The sequence below is a fragment of the Pelagerythrobacter marinus genome (genome assembly GCF_009827515.1).
GTDB lineage: Bacteria > Pseudomonadota > Alphaproteobacteria > Sphingomonadales > Sphingomonadaceae > Pelagerythrobacter > Pelagerythrobacter marinus.
Map to the genome: position 1 here is coordinate 77,676 of NZ_WTYO01000003.1, position 13,924 is coordinate 91,599.

Below are 13,924 nucleotides of genomic sequence, written 5' to 3' on the forward strand. Positions count from 1 at the left end.
CCTTAGGCTGCATCGGCGAGATCGATGTCGGCCTCGCCTTCACGGGATTGATGGCCTCCAAGTTCGAGCAACAGGCTGGCAGCTTCTTCGGCCTTGGCCGCGGCGGTCAGGATCGCGCGCTCGTCCGATTTGAGGATCTTGAGCCAGGACGCGATGTAACTGGCGTGATGGTCGAGGTGGGTGACCGGAAGGCCCAATTCGGCTCCAAGGATTGCCGAGGACAGTTCTGCGATCAGTTCTTCTGCTGCGTAGGCGTCGCTGCCGAAGCGGTTCTTGAGATCGCGGTCGAGCCGCGAAGAATGCCCCGTCCAGTGCGACAACTCGTGTGCGAGCGTCGCGTAGTAGTGGTCGTAGGCTTCGAACAGTTCGGCTGGCGGCATGGTGACGCGGTCGCGCAGCGGCTCGTAGTAGGCCTGCGAGCCATGATGGCGCAGGTCTGCGCCAATATGGGCAAAGAAAGCATCGAGCCGGTCTTCGCGTCCTTCTGGCTCAAGCGCGGCAACCAGCGACTTGGGAAAGTAGAACTCGGGCAGGCCGTCGCACTGATCGGCGTTGAACACGGCATAGGCCTTGAGCACGCGCCGGTTCTCGGTGTCAGCTTCGCCTTCGGCGTTCTCGACCTCTTTGGTGTAGCTCTTGTAGAAGATCGCGAGGGTCGATTTTTCACCCTTGCGGACTTGTCCGCCGAGCGCCTGACACTGGCGATAGGTCATCCAGTAAGGCGAGGTATAGCCGCAGCCATCGGCCACCATCCACAACCAGAATGTGTTCATGCCGCGGTAGGGTGTCCCGCAGCTCCGCAAGGGCCGCGAGACCGGCACACCGCGCCATGGCTTGACCCAAGGCTTGGTGCCTTGCTCGAGCTTTTCGATGATAGCGGCGGTGATGCTCTGAGCCGGCGAAGTCGATGCAGCGCGACGGGACTTCTTCATGGGAGTTCTCCTGATCGCCGAGACCGAATTGTCCCGGTTCAGGAAGAGCAAAGCTTCCTCCCCTCTCATTAATGAATGCCGCTACGAGTCTTCGTTTCGGACCTGTTGCCGCGCGCGACGCTATCCCAATAGCGGACAGCCAAAAGGACATCTCGCAAAGAATGTGCCGCAACAATTAGACATAGAACTTGAAGGGCTGCTTCTCCTCTCCCTTTGCCGAGCCCATGGTGAGGACATCGCCGACCATACGGGCGAACCGCACAGTTACGGGCAGGCCGTCATTGAAGTTGCAGGAATTATAGTTGATCTTGGTCAGTCCCATGATGTCTTGTAGCACCGTCAGGATATTGGGTTTGGCGAATCGGCTTCGCAGCACAGTAATGTGAAGCGGATTGGGTGTTTCCGGACCTATATAGGTATCCAGCTGGGGCACGTAGCCTGACGACCAAAGGTAGGCGGTCTGGTCGTCAAGCAAAAGTGCCGTGCCGCGCAGGACCGGATAATCCCCATCGCGAAAAAGCTTTGTTTCACCGCCAGTTGATCGGATTCTAACCCCTACAAGGTTGGTTTCAGCCGGCACTGCCGCGACGAAGCCCTGCCACTCTTCGTCGTTGAATGTCGTTTGCCCGTGAATGAATAGTTCAGCTGGCGGGGCTCCATGTGTTTCGATGTAGGTCTCGAGGACGAGTTCCATGAGCTCTCGGGCGGCCCGCGGCTTGAGATGGAACTCGCGGTCGCCCGTCTTCCAAGGGCCATTGGCTCCGCGGAAGACGACGCCGTCACCTTCGTTGAGAAACATCTGTGCGGCGCAGCATGAATGACCGTCAGGATCGTTAGGCAGGCTTTTGTAGACCATCCCGATATAACAAACGCCTTGGCGCACTTCGGCTAGGCGCCAGGGTGGCTTTGGCTGGGTCTTGTAGTAGAGACCCGTTGCCAGATTCCAGGCAGTGGTCGCGGCATCCTGCGTATTGCGGATCGGGTAGCCTGCCTTGTTCAGGAATGCCCCTGGAGCGAGCGTCGTTTCGCGCACCAGCTGAGTGGGGGCGATCCTTAGGAACTCTGCCTTGATACGGCGGTGAAAGTCCGGGACATCTTCGAAGATCCGCTCGCCGCTCTGGTCGATGATTCCCGCCCCTGACAGGAGCGGCAGGTCTGCGCGAAACTTTTGCTTTTTGCCGAATTCTCCCTTGACCAAGGGCAAACCGGTGCGGCGAGATTCCGGACGGCAGCGCTCATAGACGATTTCGGGCAGGACCAGCACCCAGACATCGATCGCCTTCTCCTCGTTGCGCAGATACTTTTGCACGCGATCGATGTAGAGACTGGCCACCTGGTCGACCGCCTCATTGAGGTTGGTCACGCGCGTGGCCCTGTCGATATCCGCGAGCGGAATTGACAGCACGCTGCATTCGTCGGGATCGAAGGAAATGCCGAATGCCTCTTCGAGCCCGGGGAAATTTGCCAGATGCAACCGGTCCGCCTTTTCCCCTTTTCCCGGCGGCGGAACCTCAACCGAGCGGAGCAAAGAACGCGACCAGCTCCGGAAATGCGCGAGACCTTCGGGCGTGCCGACCACGCCGACCCTAATCTCCTTCGTTTTCTTGGCTTTGGCCAGCGGGCCGTAGAGAAACAGCCCGTCCTTTGGATGCGGACTCTGCTGGCCGAAAGCGAACTCAAGCTGCGGTTCAGCGAGGTGCTCAACCTTGAGTTGCGTCTCCGGGAACCTCATGCCGAATCCTCTTCCAGCGACAGCTCGGGTCTCCCGAGCGTACTGGCGTCAGTTTCCTCAGCGTCCGGATCCAGCAGGTCTGGAAGGACCGTGCTGACAGGCGAGGTAAACAGGATCGGAGAGGCATCGAGCATGAGCGAGCGCGTACCGCCAAGCTTGAGGCGGATATAGGCGGACTCACCCGAGAGCAGTTCGAGGAAGGCAAGCAATCGGCCATGCCATTGCTTATTGCGCCAGCCCTTGCAGATTGATCTGCGCAATCGATGCATCTTCTTCGCATCGTCGATCTGCAAGCCTTCGGGGGTGCCGTTGTCGTCCGCGAATAGAACGCGGGATTTGAGTCTTAGATGCCAGAAGGGCCACAAGACTGGCGTGGCGGTCACGCCGAACTGCCAGATATGACCCTTGGCAATGTTGCGGAGCATCGAAGCGCGTCGTTCGCCTTGCCGCCCCCAAGGGATCAGTTTTCCTATCGGCGCTAGCTCTGGCGACGCATGAAAACCGATTGAACTGGAGTAATTGTATTGCAGCAGGCCTCGCTCACGACAGTAGCTGATCCAAGCCTCGCCAAACATCTGCACCAGCATCTTTTGCGCGACCTGCCGCACGATCGCGAGTTCGGCCCAGCCATGCTCAGCAAATTCCTCAATCGGCAATTCAGCGGTGAGCTCGAAACGGCCGATTGACCCGAGCTCAGCCTCGATGTCGCCTAAGTCCGCCATGCTGACAATCCCGCCGCGATGGGCAATTGCCGGGTATGAAAGCGTCTTGGCGGCGATGGCACTCGTTTGTTCGGTCTGAGCACCCATTGCGGAAAAAAAGCGGATCGTGTCGGGCGCCTCGAGAACCCTGAGCCAGTTCGAGGTTAAGGGCTCGGGATCGGTCGACAATTCTATGCTGCGACGCCGCCGAAACAATTCCCAATTCAGGTTGATCGCAACGCCGTCGGCACGCTGAGGCACCTTCTGCCGGCGCAAAGTCTCCAGAAGGGTCTGCAGTCCTTCGCCCCATCCGCGCACGAAGTCGACCGGCCGAGCATCCCCGATCCCCTTGATGCGATTGGTCGCTTCAAGTCTCAATGGTATCATGAAGCGGCTGTCATCGATCGCTTGCGCCACTTCCAGAGCGAGATCGATATTGTCCTGAACGTTTGTGTCTGCGGTTGCCGCCGCCGAGACGCAGATCAAGGCCTTGGCTGCGCGATGTTGCAGGACCAAGCCTTCCTCGCGTCGCCATCTGTCTCCAGGCTCAAGTGAGAGGATATCAGCAAAGACAGTGTACCCTTCTGCCTCGAGCTTGGGAGCGAGCCAGAGCGCGAACTCGTCGTCTGCGGGATGGGTCTTAATCAGAAACAACACGTTGCGTTCGAAATTCGACGCCTTTTCTCCTTCGCCTTTCGCCGCATTTGATTGACCAAGCAGGTCGGAGAAGATTTCTGGGAGATCCTGCTTGGTACCCAGCGCCTCGACGACTGCGTCGGAGACGATGGACCGCAAGGCTGCGGTCGACCCCTGCCAAAGCGCCGGATGAGCCTTCTCGATGTCAGGAAATTTGCGCAGCAGGGCGTTTAGATCCGCAGGACCGAAAATATCACCGGGAGACTGGAGAGAGGGCCCGATCTTCTCGGCGAGCGTCTGTTTGCGAGCTGGCGTTAGGTCACATGAAGTTGCCAGAAGATAGCGGCTAGGCGCGAGCTGATCGATCTTGGCGCGCTCGCTCGCCATCGCCGAGTTCAGTTTGGAAAAGCCCGAGCGCAGATAGTGCTTTGCCTGCAAAATGACGCTGCGGTCGCTCTCGGCGTATCGGCCATCGATTCCCTGATCCGGTCCTTCTGCGAAACGTTCAAACCGAACCGCAAGCTCTGCCCCGATGAGCGCGTTTGCCAGTTCTTCGAACTCACTGTGCGACAAGGAAGCGAAATCGTAGGTCACCCAATTAGATGACGTTTCTGGGAGACGTGCGTCAAGTAATTGAGCAAGTTGCCCAAGGTTTTCGTGGGGATACATTGGCATTCGCCGATCTCCTGAAAGAAAACGGCTGCTTTCTCCTGCCTGCTCACCAAAACCCAACGGTCTGCAACCGCCCCGAAATTTGACACGGAAAAGGCGGCCCGTCCCGGAAGGGACGGACCGCCCGCCGAGTGACCTGGACCTGTCAGGAGGGGTCAGGCAGCCTGCTCGGCAATCTCGTCAGTTTCTACTGCGTTGACCGCTTCGTCTTCTTCGCGGTCGGACAATTCGCCTTCTTCGGAACCGGCGAAACGCATGATCGGCGGAACCCAAGCCTGCGCCCGCTCCTTGACCTCAGACTCGCCAATGAAGTTGCCGGAGAAGATGCGCTCGGCAGCGCTCGCCAATTCGGCCTTCTTCGATGCAGCGTAGCGACTGACCAGTTCGGGACCACCGGCAGCATCGAGTGCCTCGAGCGTGCGGGCCTTGGCCACGCGGTCGAAGTAGTTCGCCGCCGTGGGACGCCACCAATGCGCGGTCTCGATTTCCAGGAGCGAGCCCAGAGCCTCATGCATAGGCACCGAGCGCTCGCCTTCGCAGGCCAGGCTCGCGACAAGCGTGCGCGAGACGACATGACCAAGCCAGGCCGAGCGCCCCTCGTCGGATAGTGCCCGGAACCTGGCAAACCGCTCAACATCGCTTTCGCCAGAGCGCCAGCTTTCATCGAGCGACCCGGCAAACTCGGCCAAAGCAGCACTCGCGGGCGCATCCTTGGCCTCGAACCCGGTGACCGGGCCGGACGCGACAGAGCCGACAAGCGTCGACGCCTTCTTGGCGCGCCAGTCGTGCCCATCGGCATCGGCGAGCGTGAAGACCATGAAGTCGAGCGCCAGTGCCGGATCGTTGGCGAGATGGATTGCCAGGATGTCGCGGCGTTGCATCGCGAGCTCGTCGAGCAAGCGCTGGGACAGCGAGCTACCCTTGGGCTTCGCCGTTCCGCTGTCCTCGACTGCCTCGATAGGACCTTCCTCAGCGATGACTTCGGTCTTGGTATAGAACTGCGGGACCAAGGTCGGCTCGCCATTACGCGAAAGGACGAGGAAGGCACCAGCCTCGGATTTCAGCTCATCGGCGAGTACTGGCGGCCGATCATTGAGCGCGCGCATGGCGCGGTCGATCACCACGAGTTCCTCTTCGGCCTTGGCGACCTCGTCTTCGTCGCTGTCTTCGTCTTCGAGCACGGCGGCGACGCGGTCATAGTCAGCCTCGAGTTCGCCAAGCTCCTTCGCTTCCTGTTCCGTCATCGGCGCAGGTTCGCAAGGCAGACGGCTCAGACCTTCGACAAGGTCATGACTGACATAGGTGCCCAGCGTCGGGTGCACCCAGGCAAGGCCATATTCGAGCGCGATCCTTTCGGCGGCTTCTTCCATGGCCTTGTGCGCGAGGTCTTCGAGCAGCGCGACATCGATCCAGCTCTCGCTGGCATCATCGTCGAACAGTTCGCGCTCGATCCGGCCGCCTGCGGCGAGATAGGCATCTCGTAAGACGAGAACCGCGCGCGGATCGGAGCCATGAACAGTTGCATCGAGCACCATGCGGCGGATCGTGTCAGGCGTGATCTGGTACCAGGCGTCCTGCAGCTCGGCATAGACATGCGCCTGGCGCTCGACGTCGGAAATCGCGCCATAGGCTTTGGCCATGTCGAGCGTAATCGTGCCTTCGGCGAGCGCTTCGAAGACGCAGGGTGCGAGACTTGCTAAGCGCAGACGCCCTTCGACGAATCGGACGGTGAGGCCGAAGCGGCGCGCCACGTCTTCGGTGGTAGCGCCTGCCTCGATGATCGCCGCGAAAGCCTGCGCTTCGTCGGCCGGGTTCATCGCGAGACGCTGGAAGTTCTCGGCAAGGCTGGCCTCGCGCACTTCGCTTTCCTCGCCTTCGATGACGAGGCAGGTAACTTCGTGGTTTTTGGGCAAGGTACCCTCTTCTGCCAGCGCCTGCAGCGCGGCGAGGCGGCGACCACCGGCCTCGACCTCGAACTTGCCGCGCTTTCCTTTGCGCACGACGAGGTTCTGCAGCAGACCGCGCGCACCAATGTCTGCCCGCAGCTGGAGGTCAGCCAGCACATCGCTCGACTTGCGAACGTTGCGCGGGCTCGGGACGAGCTTCTTCAAGGGAATCGACTGGATCATGGGTGTTCTCCTGATGGAATGAAGGCGCAGGTGAGGATCACGAGGCCCACAAGCCCAACGGGCTCCCTCCACTCTCTTCAATGGCTGTGGCGACCATCTATGCTACCGGGATGGGGCGATCAGGGATCGGCTGAGATCCGTCCATGAGAGCAGTTGTTCTCGATGCGCGAACCCATTCGCAAGCCCGTCATCAGCGGGCACAGGCAGATCAGTCGCCCGGACTTGAGGAAGGACGTGATCAGGCTCCGGCGTACGCGACACGGGAGCTTATCGGTTCATTCAGACACACGGAGGGGAGGAGAGAAGGGGAAACCTAAGCGCAATCGGAGGCAGCGCTCAGCTTCATCCGGACCCTGACCTCTTCAGCGGAGCCTATGCCTATCCGCTGCTAAGCAAGCGCTCTTCGAGAAGCGTCCGAAAATCCCGACGCGCATCAGCGATTACGAACACGGTCACCTGACCGGGTGCCGGCTCGGGCTGATACCCGTAGATTATGCGGAACGGAAAGCGCGACAATTGCCGAAAGTCGGTGATCCCGAGAGCCTCAAGTTCCGGTGGAACCGGTCCTTTCTCAGGATTGTTCACAAGGGATTCGATAGACGCGACAAGGTCATCCAGCAGTGCGTCCGCACCATCGTCGCCATCCGGCCCGCGCTGCGTCAAGCGGCGCTGCCAGATACCCGCGAGATCGCGCTCCGCACCGGAGGTGATCTCGATCGCTACGGCGGCCGTCATCATTCAGTTTGACTTACCCCGTACGCGATCCGCAAGGCCTGCCACCGGGCGGGTCCGACCGGCGGCAACATCGGCCTGTCCGAGCGCCAGAAGTTTTAGCAGAGCGAGCGTTTCCTGTGCGCGCTCGTAGCTGGCGACATCCTGCAGAACTGCCTTGGCTTCGCCATTCTGCGTGATGACCATTGGCCCGGCGCCATCTCCAATCTCCCGGATAATTTCGGCGCTGTGGGCCTTCAGATAGCTGATCGGTTTGATGCGCTGGTCCAGCTTCATAGAACACCTTAGGACTGAATTTGGTCTCTATATAGACCAGTTTAGGGCAAATGAGAAGTTCAAGGCTCGATTGCGATGCTTTGGAGGATCTCGCTTGCTCTCGACACCGGTGCAAATAGCCGCGTGCGGTAACGGATGATCTCGGTGAAGCAGCCCTTGCCCTTGTACCACTCGAGGCGTTCCGGCGAGAATCCGGTCAGTTCAAGGCGCTGCTCGCCTCCCACCAGCGAGCGCTTTACGGTCAAGGCATCGTGGCTTGTGAGGCCCAGCGGTTTGCCGCTGACGAGGACGAGGTCGCCGATCTGCTCAGCCGATGGTCCGGTAACTCCGGAAAGGCCAAAGGTATCGGCGATCGCAGCGAGATCGATATCGAGCACTTCGCGGCCAATGATCGACTGGCCGTCCTCGGCAACGAGCCGGGTGACGCGGACATGATCGCCCGGCAGGCGCTTCCAGACAGGGAGCAGCAAACCAGTGGCGAGATGGACACGCTCGGTCACCGGTGAAGCGGCGGCCTCTTCTTCCTCGGCCCGCCAGGCGCTGGTGAATGCAGTGACGCCAATTTCCTCCCAGTGGCTCTCAGCGAGTGCGTCAAGCGTCCAGTTCGCGGACTTGAGCGGTCGCAGAAGGCGCCGACGTTCGATCACGGCCCCGTCGTCGGCGATGAGACGCCGGGCTGGAACCGACAGCGCAACCTTGCCCGACCGCGCATTGCGCATCGGGACCGCGTGCGGGCTGCCGATCTCGTGCATCCGCACCAGTCGCTGCAAGCGCAAAGGCCGAAGGTGCCTCGTCACTTCGAGCGAGACGAGGCGTGTTTCGGCTCCGGTCAAGGGATCGGTGCGCAGGAGTTCATCTGCCAGGACCGTAAAACGATCGACCCTCACGGTCTCCAGTCCCTGGTCGAGCGTCCCCGCCTCGCGAGCGGCCTCGATCCGCGCCTCTACCAGTCCGAGATATTCCTCGAAGATCGCGTTCTGGAGCGCGATCGGGAGCGCGAGGATGCGGTTGAGCCAACGCTGGATTGTGGGAAGATTGTCGGTCAGCCCACCATCGGGGTTTTCAAGCCGGAGGCCGGTACGCTCGACGAAATTGCCGAACGTGGTGGCTTCGAGCTTGCCGTCATAGAGCAGCTGAAACCAGCGGCTGAGCGCATCGCGCGCATAGTCGCTTTCAAGATTGTCTGCCGGATCGAACAGGTTCTGTCCGCCGGTCTGGCGCTGGCCACGCGTCAGCGCGCCCAATGCGTCGAGCCTTCGCGCAATGGTCGAGATGAACCGGCGCTCGCCCTTCACGTCGGTGGTTACCGGCCGGAACAACGGGGCCGAGGCCTGATTGGTGCGGTTGGTGCGGCCAAGACCCTGGATCGCATTGTCGGCCCGCCAGCCCGGCTCGAGCAGGAAATGAACCCTGCGCTGCTGGTTCTTCGCATGAAGGTCGGCGTGGTAGGATCGCCCCGTGCCGCCTGCATCCGAAAAGACGAGGATGCGCTTGGCCCCTTCCATGAAGCTTTGCGCTTCGGCGACATTAGCGCTCGGGCTTCGCCGTTCGAGGCGCTGCTGACCATCGCGGCCCAGGACCAGCCTGCGGGTCCGGCCCGTGACCTCTGCCACGGCCTCGGTGCCGAAGTGCTCGATGATCGCGTCGAGCGCAGTGGCGATGGGCGGCAGCGCACAAAGCTGCTCGATCAGCGCATCGCGCGCGGCAATGGCGCGCGGGCAGAAAACGGGATTGCCTTCCTCATCACTCATCGCCTCGGAGCGAAGATTTCCGTCCTCGTCGGCGAAGACCTGCATCAATCGCACCGGAAAGCTCTTCGCAAGATAGTCGATGACATATTCACGCGGTGAGAGATCGATATCGAGCGCTTCGCGTTCTTCCACGGTAAGGTCGGCAAGGCGCCGGTCGAGCATGGCCTCGGCGGTCGAGACCAGCTGCACGACAACCGAATACTCTTCGCCAAGCGCCGCGTTCATCGCGGGGATCAGACTTGGCAGTTTCATCGAAAGCAGGAGCTGGGCAAAGAAGCGTTGCTTGGTACCCTCGAAGATCGACAGCGCTGCCGCTTTGGCGTTGCGATTGAGCGTATCGCCGCTGTCCTCGTCGACCACGCGGGTTGCTTCGAGCGCGGCTTCGAGGTTGCGGTGAATGATCGCCCAGGCCTCGGCATAGGCATCGTAAATCCGCACCTGCGCTTCGGTCAGGCAGTGCTCGAGGATTTCGTACTCGACCCCGGCGAAGGACAGCGCACGGGCAAGGTAGAGCCCCTGTGCCTTGAGATCGCGGGCGACGAGCTCCATCGCCGCGACGCCGCCGGCGCGGATCTCGGTCATGAACGCCTCGTGGGTCGGAAAGGCGGTCTCGGGTCCCCAGAGGCCAAGCCGGGAAGTGTAACCGAGGTTGGCGATTTCCGAGGCACCTGTGGCAGACGCGTAGAGCACGCGGGCGCGCGGGAGATGGTTCTGCAGCCTGAGGCCCACTATCCCCTGTTCGGAGCCCTTGACCTTGCCGCGGGTCGATGAGCCCCCGAGGGCATTGGCCATGGCGTGGGCTTCGTCGAAGGCGATCAGGCCGTCGTAATGCTTACCCGCCCAGGCAAGGATCTGGTCGAGCCGCGTATCCTCGACGCGTCCCGAGCGCAGCGTCGGGTAGGTGACGAAGAGAATGCCTTCGGACATCGATACAAGGTGGCCGAGTTTCCAGCGCGAGAGCGGCTGGACATCGAGCGGCAGCCCGCCAAGCGCTTCCCAGTCGCGGCGTGCATCTTCGAGCAGCGCCTCGTTCTTGGTGATCCAGACACGCCGGCGCTCGCCTGCGAGCCAGCGGTCCAGGATGACCGCGGCGATCTGCCGTCCCTTGCCCGCTCCGGTTCCGTCGCCGAGGAAGAAGCCTTGGCGGTAGGAGTGTCCGTCCTCGGAGAGTTCCAGCGAGGTGCCTTCCTGGCTAACCTTGAACTGACCCGGAAGATCGCGCGCAAATGCCTGGGTAGCGTAGACCAGTGTCTCGCATTGCGCTTCGGACAAGAGGCCATTGGCCTGCCAGCCTGCGGGAAGGCGCGGGCGAACGTCCGGCTGGGGCGCCGCGACCGAGCCCATGGCGACCGATTCCACGAGCGGGGTGGGATGAACCGGCGCGCCTTCGAACGTGATGCGCCTGGGCCGGTAAGGTAGGTAGATGCCGGTCTGTTCGGGTACCGGCGCGGGGTCGGCCAAGACCGAATAGGCAAGATTGGTCGCATTCGCTTTAGCTGCTGGTGTCGCGGCGAACGGCGCCAGCGGCCGGACCGGCGCGCGATGGGTCGACGTCTTGCCCACGAGGCGCACTGGCTTGCCGACTGGCAGGCGATGAGTCCTGGCGGATGTCTGCGCACGGGGCGGAAGCGCAGTGACAAGCTCGTGGAGCGCGATCAGGTCGGCAGTATCTCCGTTGATTGCGGGAGAAGACGCAACCGGCGTCTTGCCGAACACGACCAGGCGAACGGCAATCCCCGTCCCTGCGCGGCGAAACATCTGCTGCAGCCGGACATCGAGGAACAGCGACGCTTCATCCTGTACCTTGGCGAAGGTGGAAGCGTCGAAGCCTTCAGGCATGATGGCGACAATCCTCGCCCCATTGGCAACGGCCCGGATCGCGCTGCGTAGGTGGCGCTGCGCCGTCTCGCCATCCTTGCCGCGTTCCTGGCTGCGGGCGAACGGCGGGTTCATCAAGACGACCGACGGAACAGGGCCGCGATGCAGGTCGGCCATCAGTTCTCCGTCATGTGCACTAATTGTGGCCGTGGGGAAGATATGGCCCAGCCCGTCTCGTCTGGCCGGATCGATCTCGTTGAGGGCCAACGAGGCGTTCTGGACGCTGCCCCAGAGCGCAAGGGCGCCATTGCCTGCGGACGGTTCGAGCAGCGTGTCTTGCGAAGAAACAGCTGCGGCCTTCGCCATCAGCCAGGCCAGCATCGGCGGGGTCGAGAACTGCTGGAGCTCGACCTGTGCTTCGCTGCGAACGTGCCGCGGCGGCAATGCAGCTTCGAGCCAGTCAAAACGTGCTTCTGCTTCGTGCATGCTTGTCGCCAGATCGATGCGCGAAGACTCTCGCAGCCAGAGCAGTGCGCCGATCTCGACCGCGTTGTTGTAGTCGTCGATCGTCCATGCACCTCCCCAGTCCAGAACACCGGTCTCTTCGGCGAACAGCCCGGAAATGCCGGCACGGGTAAGATGACGACCCGAGGTGAGAAGCGCGGCAATCCGGGCACCGATGGCGAAGGCCAGGGGCACTGCCGGCATCTGCTCGCCGGCGGGAAACAGGTCTGATTGAAACATGGCAATTCGTCCTCCTGATGAGGGCATCGGGACACGCCCTCTGCCGGATCAGGAATTCGAGAAGCTCTCTCTCCTCTACCGCGCCGCTTTGCGGCGCAGCCATGCTTTAAGTTCATCGTTCCAGTCGGTGTCGCGTGAGGATGGTTTGCGAACGTGGATCGTCCGCCCTTCGCGGGCATAAGCGGCCAGGCCACGCGACGCGGCCAGCTCGCCGCCAGCATCGTGATCGACGAAGAGGTGGAGTTCGGTCACGCTCTCGGGCACGCTCACGAGACCGAAACGCTCATTGCCCAGGGTCGCCCAGGCGGGGATGCCGGTAAGAGCATAGGCGGACATCGCGCTCTCGATCCCCTCGGCAAGGCCGAGCTTGCCGGAGGCCGGAGCGAAGAGGCGGACAGCAGCTTCGCCGAGCGCGCCGAGCGCGCGCTTCGGTTTGTCGAAGTCGGCCTTGGAGTTGCCCGAAAGGAATGTGCGATGGATGGCGATCGGTCCCTCGTCGAGACTGACCGCCGCAATCATGGCCGGCAAAAAGCGGGTGCGACCCTTCGGGCCAAGCGGCGTTTGGGGATGAAAGCGGAGGGCCGGAGATGCGGCGAGGATGCCGCGGCTCTCAAGATATGCCTTTGCCGGACTGGCACGCAGTGGCTGTGCGTCGCGCCAGATCCTCAGCGCTGCCGCCGAGGGTTTGCTCGTTATGGTCGGCTCGGGACCGTTGATAGTCGCAGAACCTGAGAAGAGCGAGGTTGCGTCGACACCTTCACTCGCCAGAGCAGCCAGCACGCTCTGCTGATCACATCCCGCAAAACAATGGAAAAGGATCGCTTTTTGGCCGAGCGACACACCGAGTGACGGCGTACGGTCGTCATGCGCAGGGCAGCAGGCCATGCCCTTTGTGCCGGACCATTTGCCGCCCCGGTTTTCACAGATGCGGCGGGCGGCTTCTTCCAAAGAGCTTATCTTGGTGGAATATCGGTGGGACATGGCACATCGCGATCCTTTCGGCTCGCTCACAAAGGCCCTCCTCCCCTCCAGCCCTTCTGTGTTGTAAGAACAGGTCGGAGGGGATTCACGTCTGCACTGCGAGCCCGTCGATTTGAGCGTCACATCGACATCGCCGCTCACCCGCGAGGTCTACCGATTATTCGTAGTGACTTCTCACTAGCGCCATTGATCCTTATCGCTGCCCCACGACCTGGTCAGTTTAGATCATGCGACACGTTACCTAATCGAAAATTCCGGTCCGATCTTTCCTTTTGCAAATCGCGTCGTGCCTTCGGAAGGTAGTCCCGCCAAGTCCGTCGATGAGTGATATGGCTGATTTTGCCGGGCTTGCTCATTCCCGCCATCGCGGCAACCGGCATTCTGCCATGGCCGGGTTGATCATTTTCACGAGCGAATAATGTCTTCGCGCGTTCGATTTCCTCGTCTGAATAATGCATTCGATGCTCCATCGGGTTGGACCTGCGAGAGCGTTCGAACGAAATTCGGCGAACCCTCTGCAGGGTCCGCCGGTTAACCTCCAACTGGAGGACGGGACCTCGGAATTCTTCCGAAGCTGTCGGCTTGTGCCGACATGCGTGACGTTTGCGATATAGTCGCTGAGACAATTCGCGCAACTGCACAGCGACTTTTGAAGTACGATGGTCAAGCCGCGGCCTAGCGACCGCTCACCAGCGCCTCTCCACTCAGTCATGGTCATTGTAAGCCTCGTGCAGGAGGCGGTGAAGCATCTTCCTTCGGTAAATCTGCTTCAAGCGAAAGAGCACAAAAACATGACATATCATTTCTATTTGCGGAATTT

General features: G+C 61.2%; 9 protein-coding genes. All 9 read right to left on the reverse strand.

Annotated features, from left to right (window positions below):
* Window positions 1–2: 2 nt before the first annotated feature.
* The 9 genes from GRI72_RS07420 to GRI72_RS07460 all read right to left on the reverse strand — a co-directional run bounded on the left by GRI72_RS07420 (window position 3) and on the right by GRI72_RS07460 (window position 13,562).
* Window positions 3–932: an ArdC family protein gene (locus GRI72_RS07420; protein WP_054523291.1), complete on the reverse strand. Its 930-nt coding sequence runs from the start codon at window positions 930–932 to the stop codon at window positions 3–5.
* Window positions 933–1,107: 175 nt separating this feature from the next.
* Window positions 1,108–2,664 (reverse strand): argonaute/piwi family protein, encoded by a 1,557-nt coding sequence (locus GRI72_RS07425; RefSeq protein WP_054523290.1) that lies wholly within the window; start codon window positions 2,662–2,664, stop codon window positions 1,108–1,110.
* On the reverse strand, window positions 2,661–4,595 hold the full coding sequence (locus GRI72_RS07430; RefSeq protein ID WP_054523289.1) for a toll/interleukin-1 receptor domain-containing protein: 1,935 nt from the start codon (window positions 4,593–4,595) through the stop codon (window positions 2,661–2,663). Before GRI72_RS07430 ends, GRI72_RS07425 begins: the two co-directional genes overlap by 4 nt.
* 233 nt (window positions 4,596–4,828) lie before the next feature.
* A complete protein-coding gene (locus tag GRI72_RS07435; protein ID WP_054523288.1) occupies window positions 4,829–6,802 on the reverse strand; it encodes a ParB/RepB/Spo0J family partition protein in 1,974 nt (657 codons plus the stop codon).
* A 378-nt stretch (window positions 6,803–7,180) separates the two neighbouring features.
* Window positions 7,181–7,537: a type II toxin-antitoxin system RelE/ParE family toxin gene (locus GRI72_RS07440; protein WP_064305634.1), complete on the reverse strand. Its 357-nt coding sequence runs from the start codon at window positions 7,535–7,537 to the stop codon at window positions 7,181–7,183.
* Between the two features lie 3 nt (window positions 7,538–7,540).
* A complete protein-coding gene (locus GRI72_RS07445; RefSeq protein WP_010240558.1) occupies window positions 7,541–7,810 on the reverse strand; it encodes a type II toxin-antitoxin system Phd/YefM family antitoxin in 270 nt (89 codons plus the stop codon).
* 59 nt (window positions 7,811–7,869) lie between these two features.
* On the reverse strand, window positions 7,870–12,123 hold the full coding sequence (locus GRI72_RS07450) for a strawberry notch family protein (RefSeq protein WP_160733292.1): 4,254 nt from the start codon (window positions 12,121–12,123) through the stop codon (window positions 7,870–7,872).
* A gap of 75 nt (window positions 12,124–12,198) precedes the next feature.
* A complete protein-coding gene (locus tag GRI72_RS07455) occupies window positions 12,199–13,104 on the reverse strand; it encodes a DUF7146 domain-containing protein (protein ID WP_156501945.1) in 906 nt (301 codons plus the stop codon).
* A gap of 215 nt (window positions 13,105–13,319) precedes the next feature.
* On the reverse strand, window positions 13,320–13,562 hold the full coding sequence (locus GRI72_RS07460) for a hypothetical protein (protein ID WP_143712226.1): 243 nt from the start codon (window positions 13,560–13,562) through the stop codon (window positions 13,320–13,322).
* Window positions 13,563–13,924: the final 362 nt, after the last annotated feature.

Coding starts and splice junctions, on each gene's coding strand:
- GRI72_RS07450 (WP_160733292.1), bottom strand. CDS start 12,123: ATGTTTCAATCAGACCTGTTTCCCGCCGGCGAGCAGATGCCGGCAGTG.
- GRI72_RS07440 (WP_064305634.1), bottom strand. CDS start 7,537: ATGACGGCCGCCGTAGCGATCGAGATCACCTCCGGTGCGGAGCGCGAT.
- GRI72_RS07455 (WP_156501945.1), bottom strand. CDS start 13,104: ATGTCCCACCGATATTCCACCAAGATAAGCTCTTTGGAAGAAGCCGCC.
- GRI72_RS07420 (WP_054523291.1), bottom strand. CDS start 932: ATGAAGAAGTCCCGTCGCGCTGCATCGACTTCGCCGGCTCAGAGCATC.
- GRI72_RS07435 (WP_054523288.1), bottom strand. CDS start 6,802: ATGATCCAGTCGATTCCCTTGAAGAAGCTCGTCCCGAGCCCGCGCAAC.
- GRI72_RS07445 (WP_010240558.1), bottom strand. CDS start 7,810: ATGAAGCTGGACCAGCGCATCAAACCGATCAGCTATCTGAAGGCCCAC.
- GRI72_RS07425 (WP_054523290.1), bottom strand. CDS start 2,664: ATGAGGTTCCCGGAGACGCAACTCAAGGTTGAGCACCTCGCTGAACCG.
- GRI72_RS07460 (WP_143712226.1), bottom strand. CDS start 13,562: ATGCATTATTCAGACGAGGAAATCGAACGCGCGAAGACATTATTCGCT.